Below are 17,572 nucleotides of genomic sequence, written 5' to 3' on the forward strand. Positions count from 1 at the left end.
CGTAGCGCGCCGGCACCGCTGCCGTCCTCCCGCCACACCCGCTCCCGCGCGTGCGCGCGAGGTATCCTCGATGCCCGTGGCATGTCCGAGCGCGACGATGGTGGTGTGGACCTCGGCGTGGCTGCACGGCGCGGCCGCGGCCGACGACCTGTTGGACGCGCTCGCCGCGTGGGGCGAGCTGCAGGAGGTCCGCGCCGGTGACGACGAGCTGGCCGGTGAGCTCGACCTGCCCGGGCCGGAGGAGACACCGGCGGGTCCTGCGTTGCTGCTGGCCGCGCTGCGCCGCGCCGGCGGCGGCCGAGCCGACCTCGTCCTGCCGGTGCCGGGCGATGCGCGCGGCCTCGACGGCGTCAGCGCGTTCTCCCGCGCGGCGATGCGGGCCCGGGAAGGCGTGGTGCTGCGGGACAGCGCTCTCGGGCTCGTGCCGCACCCGATCGCCGAAGGCATCCTGCGCTGGACCGTGCACCGCGTCGGCGACCTGCCGCCGCCGGCCGACCTGCCGCTGGGCGAGGCCGAGCACGGGATGACCGCGGCGATGCGCGAGGCCGCCTCCGCGCTCTCCGAACTCGACGTGGCCCGGCACCGCCCCGGAGTGCGCGAGGAGATCGCGCGCGAGGTCGACGAGCGGCCCGAGCCGTCGTGGCCGGAGGGGGTGCCGGCCCGTCCGCTGCGCGTGCTGCAGCGCGCCGCCGAGCTGGCGGCGATCCTGCGCGCGGCCGGCGAGGACACCCCGGGCGGGGCCCTGTCCTCCTCCGCGAGGCACGCGCGGGCCGAAGCGCTGCGGCCGCTGTCCGAACGGGTGCGGGAAGCGCGCTGCGCGGCCGTGGCGGCGATGGTGCGCGCCCTCGCCCAGCGCACCTCGCAGACCTGATCCCGCCGCCCGGCGGGCGGGGCGTGCGGCAGCCGCGCTCCGCACGATCACCGGGGCGGGGCCCGGTACGATCAGCGGCGTGGGCAAGCACCTGCTGTTCGTCGCACTGGCCGGCCACGGGCACGTGAACCCGACGCTGCCGCTGGTGGAGGAACTCGTCCGCCTCGGGCACCGCGTCGACTACGCGACCGAGAGCACGCACGCCGAGACCGTCGCGGACTCCGGCGCGCACTGGGTCCCCCTGCCGCCGCTGGAACCGTTCGTCCCACCACCCGAAGCGGGTCCGGAAGTGGTGGGCCTGTGGCTGCGGCACCTCTTCGCCGCGATGCGCGCGGCCTACCCGGTGCTGCTCGACCACTGCGGCGCGCACCGCCCGGACGGGATCTGCTACGACACCGCGAACTGGCCGGCCCGGCTCGTCGCCGAGAAGCTCGCCGTGCCGGTGGTGCGGCTGGTGCCGAACCTCGCGTCGAACGAGCGGTTCTCCCTCGACGAGCGGATCACGGCCGGGCTCGGCGACGACGACCCGACCGTGGCCGCGCTGGCCGCGGACTGCGCCGCCTTCTCCGCCGAGCACGGTGCGCAGCTCGACGTCTCCGGTACCGCGGACGTTCCGGAAGCGCTGAACCTGGTGTGCGTCCCCCGGCAGTTCCAGCCGGCCGGGGACAGCTTCGACGAGCGGTTCCACTTCCTCGGGCCGCTGGCGGGAGCGCGGGAGCGCGCCGAGTCGTGGGAACCGCCGACGCCCGGAGCACCGGTGCTCTACGTCGCGCTGGGAACGATCTTCACCGAGCGCCCGGAGTTCTACCGCACCTGCCTGGAGGCGTTCGGCGGCACTTCCTGGCAGGTGGCGATGAGCCTCGGCGACGTGCCCGCGGAGGCCCTGGGACCGCTCCCGCCGCAGGTCGAGGTCCGCTCGCGATTTCCCCAGCTGGCCGTGCTGCACCGCGCCTCGGCGTTCCTCTCGCACGCGGGGATGAACTCGGTGATGGAGGCGCTGCAGCGCGGGGTTCCGCTGGTGACCGTGCCGCAGATGCCCGAGCAGGACGCCAACGCCGACCGGGTGCAGGAGCTCGGGCTGGGCGAACGGCTCGAGGCGGACACGGCCTCACCGGAGGAGCTGCGCGCCGCGGTCGCACGGGTTTCCTCCGATCCGCATGTGCGGGCCAACCTGGCCCGGATGCAGCGGGCCATCCACGAAGCCGGCGGGACCGGTCGGGGTGCGGACCTGATCGAAGAGCACATCGGCTGAGGGCGCCCGCCCCCGCAACCAGCGGGGGCGCCGCGACCGGGGGCGGGACCCATCAGGTGTGCCGGTTGCCCACCCAGCACCAGCCGACCCGTCGGGGGTTGCGGAACGGTGGTGTCAGCAGCACTCGGGCGAGCAGGGCTCGCCGTTGCGGGTGGATCCGGCGGCGAGCAGTGTGGACAGCTTCCGCACCGGGGCGGCGTCGACCTGCTCGGCGACGAGCTCGGCGATCATCTGCGGGAAGCGGCTGTCGGTGCCGGCCGTGTCGGCGCGGACGTGGTCCATGCCGAGTTCTGCGGCCTTCTCCGCGGCCTCGTTGTCCAGGTCCCAGACCACTTCGAGGTGGTCGGAGACGAACCCGACGGGGCTGGTGACCACGGCGGCCACGCCCTGCTGGTGCAGCTGCTCGAGGTGCTCGCAGACGTCCGGTTCCAGCCACGGCACGTGCGCCGGGCCCGACCGGGACTGCCAGACCACGTCGTAGTCGGTGACGCCGGCTGCCTCGGCCACCAGGCGCGCGGACTCGGCGACCTGCCGCGAGTACCAGTGCGGTTGGCCGTCCGGGCCGGTCTTCTCGTCGGCCGCGATCGGGATGGAGTGCGCGGTGAACACCAGCCGCGCGTCCGCGCGCCGGCCGCTGCCCAGCTGCGCGCAGGCGCGGCGCACGGCGTCGGCGTTGGCCTCCACGAACAGCGGGTGGTCGTAGAACTGGCGCAGTTTCACCAGCTCGGGCGCCCGGTCGCCGACAGCGGCGCGCGCCCGGGCGATGTCCTCGTGGTACTGGCGGCATCCCGAGTAGCCGCCCCAGGCGGAGGTGGCGAACACCAGCGCGCTGCCGATGCCGTCGTCGGCCATCCGCGCGACCGCGTCCTCGACCATCGGGTGCCAGTTGCGGTTGCCGAAGTAGATCGGCAGCTCGCGGCCCTGCTCGTCGAACTCCGCGCGGAGCCGCTCGACGAGGTCGCGGTTGAGCCGGTTGATCGGCGAGACGCCGCCGAAGTGGTGGTAGTGCTCCGCCACCTCGTCCAACCGCTCCGGCGGCACGCCCCGTCCGCGGGTGACGTTCTCCAGGAACGGGCGGACATCCTCCGGGCCCTCCGGCCCGCCGAACGACAGGAACAGCAGCGCGTCGAAGCTCACGCCACCATGATGCCCGGCGCGCCCCTCACCGCGTGCGAGGGGTGCAGGGCGGATGATCCCGACCACGCCGCGGCGGTGCGCTCCAGCGCACCGCCGCGGAGGCGGGTGCGGCGGCGGTTCAGCTGCCCAGGGCGTGCACCCCGCCGTCGGCCATGATCATCGAACCGGTGGTCTTCGGCAGCCAGTCCGACAGCGCGGCGCACACGGTGCGGGCCACCGGTGTGGGGTCGTCGACGTCCCAGCCGAGCGGGGCGCGGTCGCCCCAGTTCTCCTCGAGCTCGCTGAAGCCGGGGATGGACTTGGCGGCCATGGTGCGCACCGGGCCGGCCGAGACGAGGTTGACCCGCACCTGCCGCGACCCCATCTCGCGGGCCAGGTACCGCGAGGTGGCCTCCAACGCGGCCTTGGACACGCCCATCCAGTCGTAGGCGGGCCAGGCCACGCGCGCGTCGAAGTCCATGCCGACGATCGACCCGCCCTCGTTGAGCATCGGCATGACCGCCGTGGTCAGCGACTTCAGCGAGTACGCCGAGACCTGCAGCGCCTGGGAGACGTCCTCCCACGGCGCGGTGAGGAAGTCCCCGCCCAGGCAGGACTGCGGCGCGAACGCGATCGAGTGCAGCACGCCGTCGACGGAGTCCCAGTGCTCGCCGAGCCGGTCGGCGAGCGTGTCGAGGTGCTCGTTGTCGGTGACGTCCAGTTCCACCACGGGTGCGGGCTTCGGGAGCCGGCCGGCGATGCGTTCCACCAGCCGCATCCGCCCGAACCCGGTGAGCACCACGTCGGCGCCCTGCTCCTGGGCGACCTTCGCGGTGTGGAAGGCGATCGATGTCTCGGTGATCACCCCGGTGATCAGGATGCGCTTGCCTTCGAGCAGTCCGCTCACGTCTGTCCTTCCGCTGTCGTGCCGCGGGCGTCAGCGCCCGCCTTCCGGTGCTCTCGGTCGCCCGACCTCAGTGGCCCATGCCCAGTCCGCCGTCGACCGGGATGACCGCGCCGGTGATGTAGCTGGCCTCCGCGGAGGCCAGCCACCGCACGGTGCCGGCGACCTCCTCGGCATCGGCGAACCGGCCGAGCGGGATCTCCCCCAGGATCTGCTGCTTGCGCTCCTCGGACAGCGCGTCGGTCATGTCGGTGGAGACGAACCCGGGCGCCACGACGTTCGCCGTGATCGAGCGCGACCCCAGCTCGCGCGCGACCGAGCGGGCGACGCCGACGAGCCCGGCCTTGCTCGCGGCGTAGTTGACCTGGCCCGCCCCGCCGGAGAGCCCGACCACGGAGGAGATGAAGATCATGCGCCCGCTGCGGTTGCGCAGCATGCTGCTCGCCGCGCGCTTGGCCACCCGGTAGGCACCGCCGAGGTTGGTGTCGAGCACGCTGTTGAACTGGTCCTCACCCATGCGCAGCAGCAACCCGTCGTCGGTGATGCCGGCGTTGGCCACGAGCACCTCGACCCGCCCCTGGTGGGCCTCGACCTCGTCGAAGGCGGCGGTCACCTGGTCGGGGTCGCCGACATCGCACTGCACCCCGAACAGGCCCTCGGGGGCCCCCGAGCCGCGGTGGGTCACCGCGACCTGGTCCCCCGCGGCCTGGAACGCCCGCGCGATGGCCAATCCGATCCCGCGATTCCCACCGGTCACCAAGACGGACCGTGCCACGTCGCTCTCCCTTCGCGCTGTCATCACTGCCGGGCTTCGAAGCCCGCGGGAACACTATCGACCCGTCCGCAGTGGACCGTGGTCGCCTCCGCACAGAAATCCGCCCGCGCGATCGTGGTGTCCCCACATCGCGTCCCGGGGCCGCACCGCGGTGCGGCACTGGGATCCGACGCCGGGGTCCGGCGCTGGGCGCGGCCGACTGGGGCTCCCAGCCCGCCGCGCCACCACATCTGTGGTGGATCCGGCGCCGCCTCGACCACAACAGGTGTGGTGGCACGCGGGACGACCGCGCGGGGTCGAGCAGAGCAGCGTGCGCTGCAGCGATACCGGAGTTGGAGGCGCGCCTGCGCACCGGGAGCTCCGCCCGGCGCGCAGGCGCGGCGCACTGGTCACCACACCTGTGGTGAGTCGGGTGCTACCCCGCGCCGCGTCAGAACCCGGACTCGACCGACTCCCCCGCGGCGGCGTGCAGCACGCCGGGCAGCACCGCCACCTCGTCGACGAGCGAGCGCACCGGCCACTTGCCCCGCACCCGCACCGCCACCACGGCGGTGCGCTGCTCGCCCTCCTCGGTGTCCTCGCGCTCGACCTGCACGTCGGTGATGGTCCACCCGCGACTCGTGCACAACGTCAGCACGCTGCGCAGCACCCCGTGGCCGTCGAGATAACCGACGCGCAGCACCTGGGGCTCGCGCAGCGAGCGCCGGAACAGCCGCAGCAGCGACGGGAACCCCATGACCACGAGGTAGTGCACCCCCGTGGTCGCCGCCGCCAGCACGACGAGCCCACCGCCGCAGGCCATTCCCACCGCGGCCACGACCCACACGGTCGCGGCCGTGGTCAGCCCCCGCACCGCGTCGCGCCGCACGAAGATCAGCCCACCGCCGATGAAGCCGATCCCGGAGACGATCTGGGCCGCCACGCGCGAGGGGTCGAACGACACGCGCTCGAACGCGAGCAGGTCGCCGAAGGCGTACTTGGACACGAGCACGAACAGCGCCGCCCCGACACCGACGAGCGTGTGCGTGCGCAGGCCGGCGCTCTTGGCGCGCACTTCCCGCTCGACACCGATGAGGCTGGAGAACAGCAGGGCCGTGCCCAACTCGACGAGCAGCGGCAGCTCGTCGAAACCGGACACGACGGGATCGCGCATGCGGGCGAACGTAACGCAGCGAGGACCACCGCGACACTCGCAGCCACCGCCCCACCGGGCACGCGCCGCGACCGCACCCCGCGGCCCGCACCAGCGAGCCCGGCGCTCCGAACGCGCCCGCGCCCCTACGGCACGCGGCGGCCGAGCCGGAGCGCGGCCCCAGCCGAGACGATCAGCGCCAGCGTGCCGAGCACCAGCCACGGTCTGCTGGCATCGGTGTGCTTCGTCTCGTAGCCGATCTGCTCGCCCAGCGTCTCGTAGACCTGCCGCAGCTCCTGCGCGCTGGCGGCCTTGTGGAACTCACCCCCGGACAGCCGGGCGATCTCGGCCATGGCGGCGTCGTCGACCTCGACCCACTCGCGCTGGCCCTCGATCTCGACGCTGCCGTGGTGCGTGCCGAACGAGATCGACGAGATCGGCACGCCCTTCTCCTTCGCCTCGCGGGCCTTGGAGTACGCCCCGCGCGGGGCGTTGAGATCGCGGGGGATCGTCTGCCCGCCATCGGCCATGAGCACGATGCGCGCGGGCGGCGGCCCGGCGGGACCGCTGACCATCTTGCCGAAGGACTCGATCGCCGACATGGACGCGTTGATCCCGTCGCCGGTGGCCGTGGCCTCGGACAGCTGCAGCGAGTCGATCGCCTGCTTCACCGCCGCGCGGTCGGTGGTCGGCATGGTCATCACCGTGGCGGTACCGGCGAAGGACACCAGCCCGAGGTTCACCCCCGGGGTGAGTTCCTCGGCGAACTCCTTGGCCGCCTGCTTCGCCGCCTGCAGCCGGTTCGGCGCCACGTCCTCGGACTTCATCGACAGCGACACGTCCACCGCCAGCATCACGGTGGCCCGGTTCCGCGGGATGCGCTGCTCCGCGGTCGGTCCGGCCAGCGCCACCGTCAGCAGGATCAGCGCCACCCCCACCAGCGCGGGCGGCACGTGCTTCAGCCACGCGCGCCGCCCCGAACCGGCGCGCTCGAGCGCGGCGAAGTTGGCGAACCGCAGGCTGTCGGCGCGGCGGCGCCGCTGCGCCCACACGTAGCCGGCGACGAGCGCGGCCACCACGAGCAGCAGCAGGAACCACCACGGAGTGGCGAAGCCGGACAGACTCAACCCGCTCCCCCTCCGGACCATCCGCGCTTGCGCGCCACGACGAACCGCACGAGATCGGCGATCCAGTCGGAGTCGGTGCGCAGGGTCAGGTGCGCGCAGCCCGCTCGCCGCAGCGCCGCGGCCACCTCGTCGCGGTGCGCCGCCGCGGCGGCCGCGTACTCGCGGCGCAGCACCGGCGTGGTCTCCACTTCGCGCTGCTTGCCGGTCTCCGGGTCGGACAGCACGACCGTGCCCGCATCGGGCAGTTCCACGTCCCGCGGGTCCAGCACCTCGACCGCCAGCAGCGAGTGCCGCTGCCCGAGGGCGCGCAGCGCCCGCTGCCAGTCGGTCGGCCCGAGGAAGTCGGAGACGAGCGCGATCAGCCCGCGGCGCCGCGGCGGCCTGCGCAGGGACTCGACGAGCGCGTTCAGGTCCCCGCGGGTGCCTTCCGGTGCGCGCGGCAGCGCGGCGACGCGCTTGAGCAGGGCCCGCGCGTACTGCGTGCCGGAGCGGGCGGGCACGCGCACCTCGCCGGTGCCGGTGTCGGCGACCGCACCGATGCGGTTGCCCCCGCCGGCGGTGAGGTGCGTGACCGCCGCGAGCGCCGCCACGGCGAGCTCCCGCTTGTCGCAGGCCGCCGAGCCGAAGTCGAGGCTGGCCGACAGGTCCACGGCCGTCCACGTCTCGAGCTCCCGGTCGGCCACGCTCTGCCGGATGTGCGGTTCGCCGGTGCGCGCGGTGACCGCCCAGTCCATGCGGCGGACGTCGTCACCGGGTTCGTAGGGGCGGGCCTCCCCCGGCTCGGTGCCCGGGCCGGGGAGGATCCCGAGGTGATTGCCCTGGAGCAACCCGTCGAGCCGGACGCGCACGGTCCACTCGAGCTGCCGCAGCGACTCGGCCAGACGGCTCTCGTCCAGCGGGGGCGGCGCCCAGGACGGGCGGGCTGCGCTGCTGGGTGTTGACACCACCGCTCCTCCGGTCCGGTGCTACTGGGCGGGGCCGACGAACGGCGCCTGCCCCGCTGCGGGCGGTGGGCCGGGCTGCGCCGCCGGGGCCTGCGGCCGGGCGGCGACCTGCGGCAGCGGCACGGTCTGCAGCACCCGGTTGACGACGTGCTCCGGGGAGATGCCGTCGGCCAGCGCATCGTAGGAGAGCACGAGCCGGTGCCGGAAGACGTCCCCGACGACGTCGACGACGTCCTGCGGCAGCACGTAGTCGCGCCCCCGCACCAGCGCCAGGGCGCGCGCCGCGGCGACGGTGCCGAGGCTCGCCCGCGGCGAGGCGCCGTAGGAGACCCAGCCGGCGATGTCGGACAGGCCGTGCTCGTTCGGCGTGCGCGTGGCCGCGACGAGCCGCACGACGTAGTCGACGAGGGCGTGGTGGACGAACACGCGGGAGGCGGTCTGCTGCAGCCGGACGAGCTCCTCCGGGGTCAGCAGCGCCGCCGGTTCCGGCGGCTGCACGCCCATGCGGTAGATGATCTCCCGCTCCTCCTCCGCGGTCGGGTACTCCACGGGGAGCTTGAACAGGAACCGGTCGCGCTGGGCTTCCGGGAGCGGGTACACGCCCTCGTTCTCGATGGGGTTCTGCGTGGCCAGCACGAGGAACGGAGTGGGCATGGAGAAGCTCTCGCCGCCGATGGAGACGTGGTGCTCGGCCATGACCTCCAGCAGCGCCGACTGCACCTTGGCGGGTGCGCGGTTGATCTCGTCGGCGAGGACGAAGTTGGCCACCACCGGGCCGAGCTCCACGTCGAAGCGCTCGCTGCCCTGCCGGTAGATCCGCGTGCCGAGGATGTCCGAGGGCACGAGGTCCGGGGTGAACTGCAAGCGGGCGAACGAGCCGCCGACCACGCGGGCGAAGGTCTCCACCGCGAGGGTCTTGGCCACACCCGGCACGCCTTCCAGCAGGATGTGCCCCTGCGCGAGCAGCCCCACCAGCACGCGTTCGACGAGCCGGTCCTGGCCGACGATCACCCTCTTGACCTCGAAGACGGCGCGTTCCAGCGCCCGCGCGTCCGCGGCGGGCGGCGCGGGCGCCTCCCCTTCCCGGTGGGCGGCGTCGTCACGACCTCCCGTGTCCTCCTGCGTCACCTTCCGCACGCCTCCCTGCTGTCCGATGAGCGGGCCTCGGTCGTGTGACCGCTGCTGTGATCGTGGCACGGCTGCCGCGGCCTTTCACGCGGGGTTTGATTTCATTCAACACTGAAACAACAAAACTAATTAACCTCATGGGCGCCCATCCGCTCCCCGACACGCCGCAGCAGCGGAACGGCAGCAGCCCCCGCTCCGCCGAAGCACCGCCCTCACCGCCGGGACCGCCGCAGGTCCTCCGGCGTGTCCACGTCGGAGGCCTCGCGGCCCGCGGCCGGCACGAGCAGCGGATCCAGCTCCCCCAGCACCGACCGCACCGACCGTCCGGCCCCCTCCTCCGGCACGGCCGCGCGCAGCCGCCGGCCGCGCCACACCCCCAGCAACCACTGCGCCCGCCCGTCCGGGTCGGCCAGCACCGCGCCGGCCGCGTCCGGCCGCCGCTCCACCGCCGCGCGCAGGCGCGCGAGAGTGCGCGGACGCAGGTGCGCGTGGTCCCCGGCGAGCACCGCGACCAGCACCGCCGAACCGGGAACGAGCCGCAGCCCCGCGCCGATCGCCGCCACCGGTCCCCCGCCGGGCGGTTCCTCGCGGGTCCAGCGCACCGGCAGCCGGGTCGCGCGTGGCGGCCCGACGACCACGCGCGGCTCCGCCTCGGCCGCGGCCGCGAGCACGCGGTCCAGCAGGGCCCGGCCGGACACGGACTGCCCGAGCTTGTCGGCACCGCCGAACCGGCGCGCCTGCCCACCCGCCAGCACGATCGCGGCCATCCCCGACTGCCCGTCCATGCCCGCCATGTTCCCAGCTCACCACCGCCGGAGACCGGTCGGGAGCGATGATCGGCGCGCCGGTCCGCCGGCGGCGCCGTCGTGCGCGGGCCCTCACCGCGGGGTAACACGAAGACCGGTCCACGAAGAACCCCGCCGCCGAAGTTCTCGGCAGATCAACGACGAACTCGAGGAGAAGCGAGCATGCCGAAGACCGTCTTCCACGTCGACCAGGACACCTCGATGCACGAGCACGAGGTGCCGGGGCACAACCGCTGGCACCCGGACATCCCGCCCGTGGCGGAGGTGCGCCCGGGCGAGGAGTTCCGCATCGAGTGCAAGGACTGGACCGACGGCCAGATCCGCAACACCGACTCGGCCGACGACGTGCGCGACGTGGTGCTCGACCACAACCACATGCTCAGCGGCCCGATCGCCGTGACCGGAGCCGAGCCGGGCGACCTGCTCGTGGTCGACTACCTCGACGTCGGCCCGGCGCACACCATCGACCGCGGCCCGGGCTCCGAGCCCGGTCAGGGCTGGGGCTACACCGGCATCTTCGACCGGTCCAACGGCGGCGGGTTCCTCACCGAGCACTTCCCCCGCGCGGGCAAGGCGGTGTGGGACTTCCACGGCCGCTTCGCCACCTCGCGGCACCTGCCCGGAGTGCGCATCGACTCGAACGTGCACCCGGGGCTGGCCGGTTGCGCCCCGTCGCACGAGCTGCTGGCCACGTGGAACCGGCGGGAGCGGGCGCTCATCGACACCGCCCCGGACCGGGTGCCGCCGCTGGCCCTGCCGCCGCACGAACCGCACGCCCTGCTCGGCTCGCTCACCGGCGCGGCGCGCGACCGGGCCGCGCAGGAGGGCGCGCGGACCGTGCCGCCGCGCGAGCACGGCGGCAACGTGGACATCAAGAACCTGGGCATCGGCTCGCGGGTGTACTACCCGGTCTACGTGCCCGGCGCGCTGTTCTCCATCGGGGATCTGCACTTCGCCCAGGGCGACGGGGAGATCAGCTTCTGCGGCGCGGTGGAGATGGGCGGCTACGTCGACCTCGGCGTGGACCTCGTCAAGGGCGGGATGGAGCGGTACCGGGCCTCGACACCGATCTTCCAGCCGGGCCGGCAGCAGCCGCAGTACAGCGAGTTCGTCTCGTTCGTCGGCATCTCCGTCGACGAGTCCGGGGATCAGCACTACATGGACGCCACGATCGCCTACCGGCGGGCGTGCCTGCAGGCGATCGAGTACCTCGAGCAGTTCGGCTACACCGGCGAGCAGGCGTACCTGATCCTGTGCGCCGCGCCGATCGAGGGCCGCGTCAGCGGGATCGTGGACATCCCCAACGCCTGCTGCTCGCTGTACCTGCCGACGGAGATCTTCGACTTCGACATCCGGCCGGGCGGTGACGGGCCGGTGCCGGTCGACCGCGGGCAGTGCGCCGTGGCCGGCTGAGCTGCCCGCCACGGGGAGCGCTGAGCTGTCCGAGGCACCCGGACCGCAGCTCAGCGCTCCCCGGAGCCGGGGGTCGGGGCGGCCGCGGCCAGCGCCGGCAGGACCTCGACGAGCGGTTCGCTCAGCACTGCCGCGGCGAGGTCGTCGTACGGCGTCGGTTCGGCGTTGCAGATGACCAGCTCGGCCCCGGCGTAGGAGGCAAGCTGCGCGAACCCCGCCGCCGGGTGCACCGTCAGCGAGGTGCCCGCGGCGAGGAACACGTCGCAGTCGACCGCGGCCTGCTCGGCGCGCCGGATGACCTCCTGGTCCAGCGCCTGGCCGAAGGAGATCGTCGCGGACTTGAGGATGCCGCCGCAGTCGAGGCAGGCCGGGTCCTCCTCGCCGTCCTCGACGCGGCGCAGCGCGTCCCGCATGCGCCCGGTGCCGCCGCAGTCGAGGCAGGTCACGCGGAACATGGTGCCGTGCAGCTCCAGCACGCGGTCGCGGGAGAGCCCGGCGCGCTGGTGCAGCTCGTCGATGTTCTGCGTCAGCACCGCCTGCAGGCGCCCCGCGCGGTCGAGGTCGACGAACGCGCGGTGCGCGGCGTTCGGTTCGGCCTGCCACGCGGGGTTCTCCGCGCGGGCGAGCCACGCCTGCTTGCGCACTTCCGGGTCGGCGACGTAGCTGTCGATGTCGGTGAGCCGCTGCGCCGCCGGGTTCTTCGTCCACACCCCGTTGGGGCCGCGGAAGTCGGGGATGCCGGAGGCGGTGGACAGGCCCGCTCCGGTCAGCGCGGTCACGCGCCGCGCCCCGGCGAACACCTCGCGGGCCCGCTGCCACTGCGGGTCGTCCCCCTCCGGGGTCGGTTCGCTGCGCACGGTAGCCCTCCGCGGATCGATGGGGTGCACCGCGCCTGTGGCGCGGTGCGCTCGCACGGCCACCATGCCACGGGCCCGCTCCCCAACGGCCACCCGCTGACGATCAGCGGCGCACACCGCCGCTGCTGCGCGATTGACCGAATCCGGGGAAAATAGCGACATCTGCGACCAGCGAACTTTCCGTTCACCAGGAATTCGTCCTACATTTGAACAGCGTTCCGGTTACGGAATCTCCGTTCGGGAGGACCTCATGGCCAAGGAAAGCAGTTCCGGAGGACGTTCCACGTCCCGTGGCGGCAGCTCCCGCGCGAGCACGCAGGGACAGCGCTCCGGTTCCACCACCCGGAGCGCGGGAGCGCAGACGACCGCCGTCGCCGACGCGCCGGACGACAGCACCGCGCACGGTGCGACGGTGCATCTGCCGTTCGTCACCGCCGAGTTCCATCGGCCCGACATGCGCCTGCCCGGTCGGCAGGACGTCACGTCCGCGGCCGAAACGGTCCGTGCACAGCTGCCGTCGACCAAACACGCCTTGTTCTACGGCGGCCTCGCCGCCGGCACCGCGCTGAGCCTCATCGAATGGCCGGTGGCGCTCGCCATCGGACTCGGCACGGCTGTCGTGAGCAGCGACCGCGGCCAGCAGACCTGACAGACCGCTGAATCCTCCACCGGCGCGGTCGGCGCGCTTCGGCCGCGCCCGTGCTCCGGGGCGTCGAAACCACCCGGGCATCTCGTCGCGTCGATCGCGCGCCTCGCCCAACGCCGCACGCGGAAGGATCCATGTCGTTGGACACGCTGCTGTCGCGCGTGGCGAACGTCGCCAGCGACGTCGTCGACGCCGTGCGCGCGCTCGGCGGCGCACCCGTCACCCGGCGCAGCCACGAGGACGCCGATCGGACCCATCTCGAGGTGCGCGGTCTGCACCAGCCCGGTGCCGAGCAAGCCGGTGAGGACCTGCGCGCACGCCTGTCCGACATCGACGGCGTGCGCGAGGTCGAGGTGAACGCGGTGCTCGGACGCGTGGTGACGCGGCACGCACCGAATGGCGCGGACCGCCGTGCCCTGGCCGAGGTGGTCGCGCGGGTCGAAGCCGATCACGGCTTGGCCGAGCGCGGGCAAGCCCCCGGAACCGCCGCGCACCCCGGCAACGCCGACGCGCTGCTGCGCGAAGTCGGGGCACTGGGCGTGAGCGCGCTGGGGCTTGGCTATTCCGCGGCGGCACCGCTGCTACCGGTACGTCCGCTGACCCCGCTGGTGGCCGCCGCGGTGTCGCTGACCGATGCGGTGCCGTGGGTGCGTTCCCGCGCTGAACGTGCGCTCGGCCGCCCGCGCACCGAGTTCGCGCTCGGCCTCGGCGGCGCAGTCGCCCAAGGACTGTCGCAGAATCCGCTGTCCTCGTTCACCGACATCCTCGGCCGGTTCACCGCCACCCGGGAAACGGCCGCCCGCCACCGCGCGTGGCGCCGCTGGGAACAGGCCCGCGCAGGAGTCCCCGGTGTGCACGAGGCGCCAGCGCTGGCGACCCGGCCTCGCCCGGTGGCCGTGCCCGACGGGGTCGTGGAGCATGTCGCGAACGTCTCCGGCACCTGCGCGCTCGCCGGCTACGGCACCGTGCTCACGGCGAGCCGGGACCCTCGGCGGGCGTTGGCAACGCTGCACGCCGGGACGCCGCGCCCGGCCAAGAGCGGCCGCGAGGCGTTCGTCAGCCAGCTCACCTCGTCGATGTGCGCCCGCGGCGGGGTCGTGCTCGAACCGCGAGCGATGCGACGTCTCGACCGGGTCGACACCGTGGTGCTCGACGGGGCCGCGCTGCTGACCGGCAGCCACACCGTCGACGAGGTGCTCGCCCTGGACACCGGCTTCGACCCGGGACGGCTGTTCGCGCACGCCGGCAAGCTGGTCGATCCGGACGCGCCGCGGGAGCGGCGCGCGCAGGGACGGTGGTCGGTCGCCCCGCATGAGCACGACCGGGAGCTGCCGGCCGACGTCCGCGACGCGGCGCGCGCCCACCGGGAACGCGGTGCGGAGCTGCTCCTGCTCTACCGCGACGCCGAACCCGTCGGGCTCGTCGTGGTCGTGCGGGAGCTCGACCCGCTCGCCGAGGCACTCGTGCAGGCCGCGGACGAGACCGGTTCGGTCGTGCTCGCCGACGCCGGCAGCGGGCTCGGCCAGCGGCTGCCGGTCGGTGAAGTCGTGCCCGGCGGTGACCGGCTGGCGGAGTCGGTGCACCGGTTGCAGCAGGACGGTCGGGTGGTGGGAGTCGTGTCGCACCGCGCGTGCGCGGCACTGGCCGCAGCCGACGTCGGGCTCGGCGTCACCGACGTCGAGTGCGCGGTGCCGTGGGGTGCCGACGTGCTGTGCCCGAACCGCGCGGAGGCCCACACGCTGCTGTCGGCGGTGTCCCGGGCTCGCACGGCCAGTCGGCAGGCCGCCGCGCTGTCAGTTGGCGGAGCGTGCCTCGGCACCCTGTTCAGCGCCCTCGGCCCGTCGTTCGGCGCGCCGGCGCGTGCCGCGATGCCGGTGCAGGCGGCCACGTTGTTCGCGCTGACCACCGGCACCCTCGCCGGGCTCCAGGCCGGCAACCGGCCCCCGCCCGCTCCCCGGGAGCACACGCCGTGGCACGCGCTGCCGCGCAAGGCCGTGCTGGGGATGCTGTCCAGTTCGGTGGACGGCCTCGATCAGGCAGCGGTGCGGCGTCTGCAGCGCGCCCGCCCGGCCGAATCCCGGAAGGACGGTTCCGGGGCGTTGGCGACGACGTTGGAAGGGCTGGTCAACCCGATGACCCCCGTGCTGGCCACGGGGGCGGTGGTCTCGGCCGGGCTCGGCTCGGTGGTCGACGCTCTGCTGATCGTGGGAGTGCTCGGCATCAGTGCCGCGATCGACGGGGTGCAGCGGGCTGCCACCGACCGGGAGCTCGCGCAGCTGCTGGACACCGAGCGACTACCGGTGCGCGTGCGCCGAGCGGGCGAGGTCACGACGGTCTCCGCCGACGAACTCGTCCGCGGCGACGTGGTCGAACTGCGTTCCGGCGACGGTGTGCCCGCCGACTGCCGGGTGCTGACCGCCGATTTCCTGGAGGTCGACGAATCCAGCCTGACTGGCGAATCCGATCTGGTGGTCAAAACGCCGGGCCCCACCACCGCCAGCGCCCTCGGGGATCGCACCAGCATGGTGTACCAGGGCACGACGGTCGCCACCGGCACGGCCGCGGCAGTGGTCGTCGCGACAGGCACCGCCACCGAGCTCGGACGCACCACCAGCGGCAACGGCGGCAGCAGCGGAGACGGCAGCGCCTCGGGCGGGGTGGAAGCGCGGTTGGACGAGCTGACCCGGCAGATCCTGCCGGTGTCGGTCGGGGCGGGCGGGGTGCTGTTCCTGGTGGACCTGCTGCGGGGCATCCCGCTCGGGCAGACCGTGGGGCGCGCGGTCGGGTTGGCCGTGGCCGCCGTGCCGGAGGGGCTGCCGTTCGTGGCGACGCTGGCGGAACTCGCCTCGGCGCGGCGGTTGTCGCAGCGCGGGGTGCTCGTGCGGAGCCCCGCGACGATCGAGGCGCTGGGCCGGGTGGATGTGCTGTGCTTCGACAAAACGGGCACGCTCACGCAGGGACGTCTGCAGCTCGGCCAGGTCTCCGACGGCCGGCGCAGCGCCGATCCGGATGCGCTCGATGCGGCTCAGCGGCGGGTGATCGAAACAGCCTCCCGCGCCAACCCGCAGCCCGCTGACGACGAGCCGTTGCCGCACCCCACCGACCGCGCGGTGCTGGACGGCGCGCTGCGGGCGGGTGTCGACCCGAACTACCACGACGTGCTCGCCGACTTGCCCTTCGAGCCGTCCCGCAGCTTCCACGCCACGCGCAGCCGCGGCCCGGAAGGGGTTTCGTTGCACGTCAAGGGTTCTCCCGAAGTCGTGTTGGACCGTTGCGTGCTGTGGCGGCGCTCCGACGGGGACCGGCCGTTCGACGGGGAAGCCCGGGCCGAGATCGAGGATGAAGTCAAACGCTTGGCACTGCGCGGGTTCCGGCTGCTCGCGGTGGCCGAGAAGTCCACTCCGGACGAGGCGGACTCCGACCTCGCGGATTCCGATGTGGATGGACTGGCGCTGCTCGGTCTGATCGGTCTGAGCGATCCGGTCCAACCGACGGCGGCCGATGCGGTCGGCCGGCTGCAACGCTCCGGGGTGGACGTGGTTATGATCACCGGGGACCACCCCAGCACCGCGGAGGCCATCGCCGCCGATCTCGGCATGCTCGGCAGCCGCGAGGTGCTGCACGGCGGAACCCTCGACGAGCTCGACGACGAACAGCTCGCCGCGGAGCTGCCGAAGATCTCGGTGTTCGCCCGGGTGAGCCCCACGCAGAAGGCCCGCATCGTGCGGTTGCTGCGCGCCGCGGGCCGCACCGTGGCGATGACCGGCGACGGGGCCAACGACGTGCCGGCGATCACGCTCGCCCACGTCGGCATCGCGCTCGGCTCGCGCGCCACCCCGGCAGCGCGCGAATCGGCCGATCTCGTCGTCTCCGACGACCGCATCGAGACGATCACGCAGGGCATCGTGGAGGGTCGCGGCATGTGGGCCTCGGTGCACGATGCGCTGTCGATACTGCTCGGCGGCAACCTGGGCGAGATCGGCTACACCGTCGGCTCCGGGTTCTTCGGCGGTGGAGCCGCCCTCAACGCGCGGCAGCTGCTGGTGGTCAACATGCTGACCGACGTCCTGCCGGCGATCGCGATCGCGGTGCGCCCGCCGCCCCGGGCGACGCCGGAGAAGCTGTTGGCGGAGGGGCCGGACGCTTCGCTCGGGACGGCGTTGACCCGCAGCGTGTACGTGCGCGCCGCGGCGACGGCGAGCGCTGCCGGGTTGGCGTGTGCGCTGGCACGTCCGGTGTCGCTTCCGGGGCAGGCGCGGACCACCGGGTTGGCCGCCCTGGTCTCGGCCCAGCTCGTGCAGACCCTCGCGGTGCGCGGGCGCACGCCGCTCGTGCTGGCTTCCGGAGCCGTGTCGTTCGCGGTGCTGTACGGCGTCGTGCAGATCCCCGGCCTGAGCCAGTTCTTCGGCAGCAGCCCGCTGCTGCCGCACCAGTGGTTGATCGCGTTGGCAGCGGCGATGCTGAGCACGGCCGCGGTGCTGGTGTTCCAGCGCGGTGATGCAGCCGGGCGCCGAGGCATGACTGATTCGTCCGAAACGCCCACCTTCGCGACGGAGGCGATCGAGCCCGCGCCGGCGGGCTGAGCGATGCCGGCTACGGCG

Annotated in this window: 14 protein-coding genes; 5 read left to right on the plus strand and 9 right to left on the minus strand. The window is 73.7% G+C overall.

Annotated features, from left to right (window positions below; translation table 11 throughout):
• The first annotated feature begins 76 nt into the window (after positions 1-76).
• Together ACVGV0_RS12190 and ACVGV0_RS12195 are read left to right on the plus strand one after the other, a co-directional pair.
• Positions 77-871 carry a hypothetical protein gene (locus ACVGV0_RS12190; protein WP_459155783.1) on the plus strand — a complete coding sequence of 265 codons (795 nt, stop codon included), beginning with the start codon at positions 77-79 and terminating at the stop codon, positions 869-871.
• A gap of 79 nt (positions 872-950) precedes the next feature.
• Positions 951-2,123: a macrolide family glycosyltransferase gene (locus tag ACVGV0_RS12195; RefSeq protein WP_459155784.1), complete on the plus strand. Its 1,173-nt coding sequence runs from the start codon at positions 951-953 to the stop codon at positions 2,121-2,123.
• A 114-nt stretch (positions 2,124-2,237) separates the two neighbouring features.
• Here ACVGV0_RS12195 and ACVGV0_RS12200 read toward each other — a convergent pair whose 3' ends face one another.
• From ACVGV0_RS12200 to mobA, 8 genes are all read right to left on the minus strand, one after another.
• Complete coding sequence (locus ACVGV0_RS12200) at positions 2,238-3,260, minus strand: ferrochelatase (RefSeq protein WP_459155785.1); 1,023 nt, start codon at positions 3,258-3,260, stop codon at positions 2,238-2,240.
• A 118-nt stretch (positions 3,261-3,378) separates the two neighbouring features.
• On the minus strand, positions 3,379-4,146 hold the full coding sequence (fabI, locus tag ACVGV0_RS12205) for an enoyl-ACP reductase FabI (RefSeq protein WP_459155786.1): 768 nt from the start codon (positions 4,144-4,146) through the stop codon (positions 3,379-3,381).
• Between the two features lie 67 nt (positions 4,147-4,213).
• Entirely contained in the window at positions 4,214-4,918 is a 705-nt protein-coding gene (fabG, locus tag ACVGV0_RS12210) for a 3-oxoacyl-ACP reductase FabG (protein ID WP_459155787.1), read from the minus strand.
• A 430-nt stretch (positions 4,919-5,348) separates the two neighbouring features.
• A complete protein-coding gene (locus ACVGV0_RS12215) occupies positions 5,349-6,071 on the minus strand; it encodes an MgtC/SapB family protein (RefSeq protein ID WP_459155788.1) in 723 nt (240 codons plus the stop codon).
• A 125-nt stretch (positions 6,072-6,196) separates the two neighbouring features.
• On the minus strand, positions 6,197-7,177 hold the full coding sequence (locus tag ACVGV0_RS12220) for a VWA domain-containing protein (protein WP_459155789.1): 981 nt from the start codon (positions 7,175-7,177) through the stop codon (positions 6,197-6,199).
• A complete protein-coding gene (locus ACVGV0_RS12225; RefSeq protein WP_459155790.1) occupies positions 7,174-8,121 on the minus strand; it encodes a DUF58 domain-containing protein in 948 nt (315 codons plus the stop codon). The genes ACVGV0_RS12220 and ACVGV0_RS12225 overlap by 4 nt, the downstream gene beginning before the upstream one ends.
• Before the next feature lie 21 nt (positions 8,122-8,142).
• On the minus strand, positions 8,143-9,249 hold the full coding sequence (locus ACVGV0_RS12230; protein ID WP_459159996.1) for an AAA family ATPase: 1,107 nt from the start codon (positions 9,247-9,249) through the stop codon (positions 8,143-8,145).
• 212 nt (positions 9,250-9,461) lie between these two features.
• Positions 9,462-10,034, minus strand: a complete 573-nt coding sequence (mobA, locus tag ACVGV0_RS12235) for a molybdenum cofactor guanylyltransferase (protein ID WP_459155791.1) — start codon at positions 10,032-10,034, stop codon at positions 9,462-9,464.
• Positions 10,035-10,217: 183 nt separating this feature from the next.
• Here mobA and fmdA point away from each other — a divergent pair, with 183 nt between their 5' ends.
• Positions 10,218-11,468 (plus strand): formamidase, encoded by a 1,251-nt coding sequence (fmdA, locus tag ACVGV0_RS12240; RefSeq protein WP_459155792.1) that lies wholly within the window; start codon positions 10,218-10,220, stop codon positions 11,466-11,468.
• A 50-nt stretch (positions 11,469-11,518) separates the two neighbouring features.
• On the opposite strand, the gene ACVGV0_RS12245 is transcribed toward fmdA, so the two are convergent.
• Complete coding sequence (locus ACVGV0_RS12245; RefSeq protein WP_459155793.1) at positions 11,519-12,325, minus strand: SIR2 family NAD-dependent protein deacylase; 807 nt, start codon at positions 12,323-12,325, stop codon at positions 11,519-11,521.
• 133 nt (positions 12,326-12,458) lie between these two features.
• Between ACVGV0_RS12245 and ACVGV0_RS12250 the strand changes: the two genes are divergently transcribed.
• Both ACVGV0_RS12250 and ACVGV0_RS12255 read left to right on the plus strand, forming a co-directional pair.
• Complete coding sequence (locus tag ACVGV0_RS12250; protein ID WP_459155794.1) at positions 12,459-12,974, plus strand: hypothetical protein; 516 nt, start codon at positions 12,459-12,461, stop codon at positions 12,972-12,974.
• Between the two features lie 131 nt (positions 12,975-13,105).
• On the plus strand, positions 13,106-17,554 hold the full coding sequence (locus ACVGV0_RS12255) for a cation-translocating P-type ATPase (RefSeq protein WP_459155795.1): 4,449 nt from the start codon (positions 13,106-13,108) through the stop codon (positions 17,552-17,554).
• The last annotated feature ends 18 nt before the right edge of the window (positions 17,555-17,572 follow it).

This window comes from Salinifilum ghardaiensis (assembly GCF_054491345.1).

Excerpts from the sequence above, each read along its gene's own strand:
- mobA (WP_459155791.1), bottom strand. The coding sequence starts at position 10,034 with ATGGACGGGCAGTCGGGGATGGCCGCGATCGTGCTGGCGGGTGGGCAG.
- ACVGV0_RS12255 (WP_459155795.1), top strand. The coding sequence starts at position 13,106 with ATGTCGTTGGACACGCTGCTGTCGCGCGTGGCGAACGTCGCCAGCGAC.
- ACVGV0_RS12215 (WP_459155788.1), bottom strand. The coding sequence starts at position 6,071 with ATGCGCGATCCCGTCGTGTCCGGTTTCGACGAGCTGCCGCTGCTCGTC.
- fmdA (WP_459155792.1), top strand. The coding sequence starts at position 10,218 with ATGCCGAAGACCGTCTTCCACGTCGACCAGGACACCTCGATGCACGAG.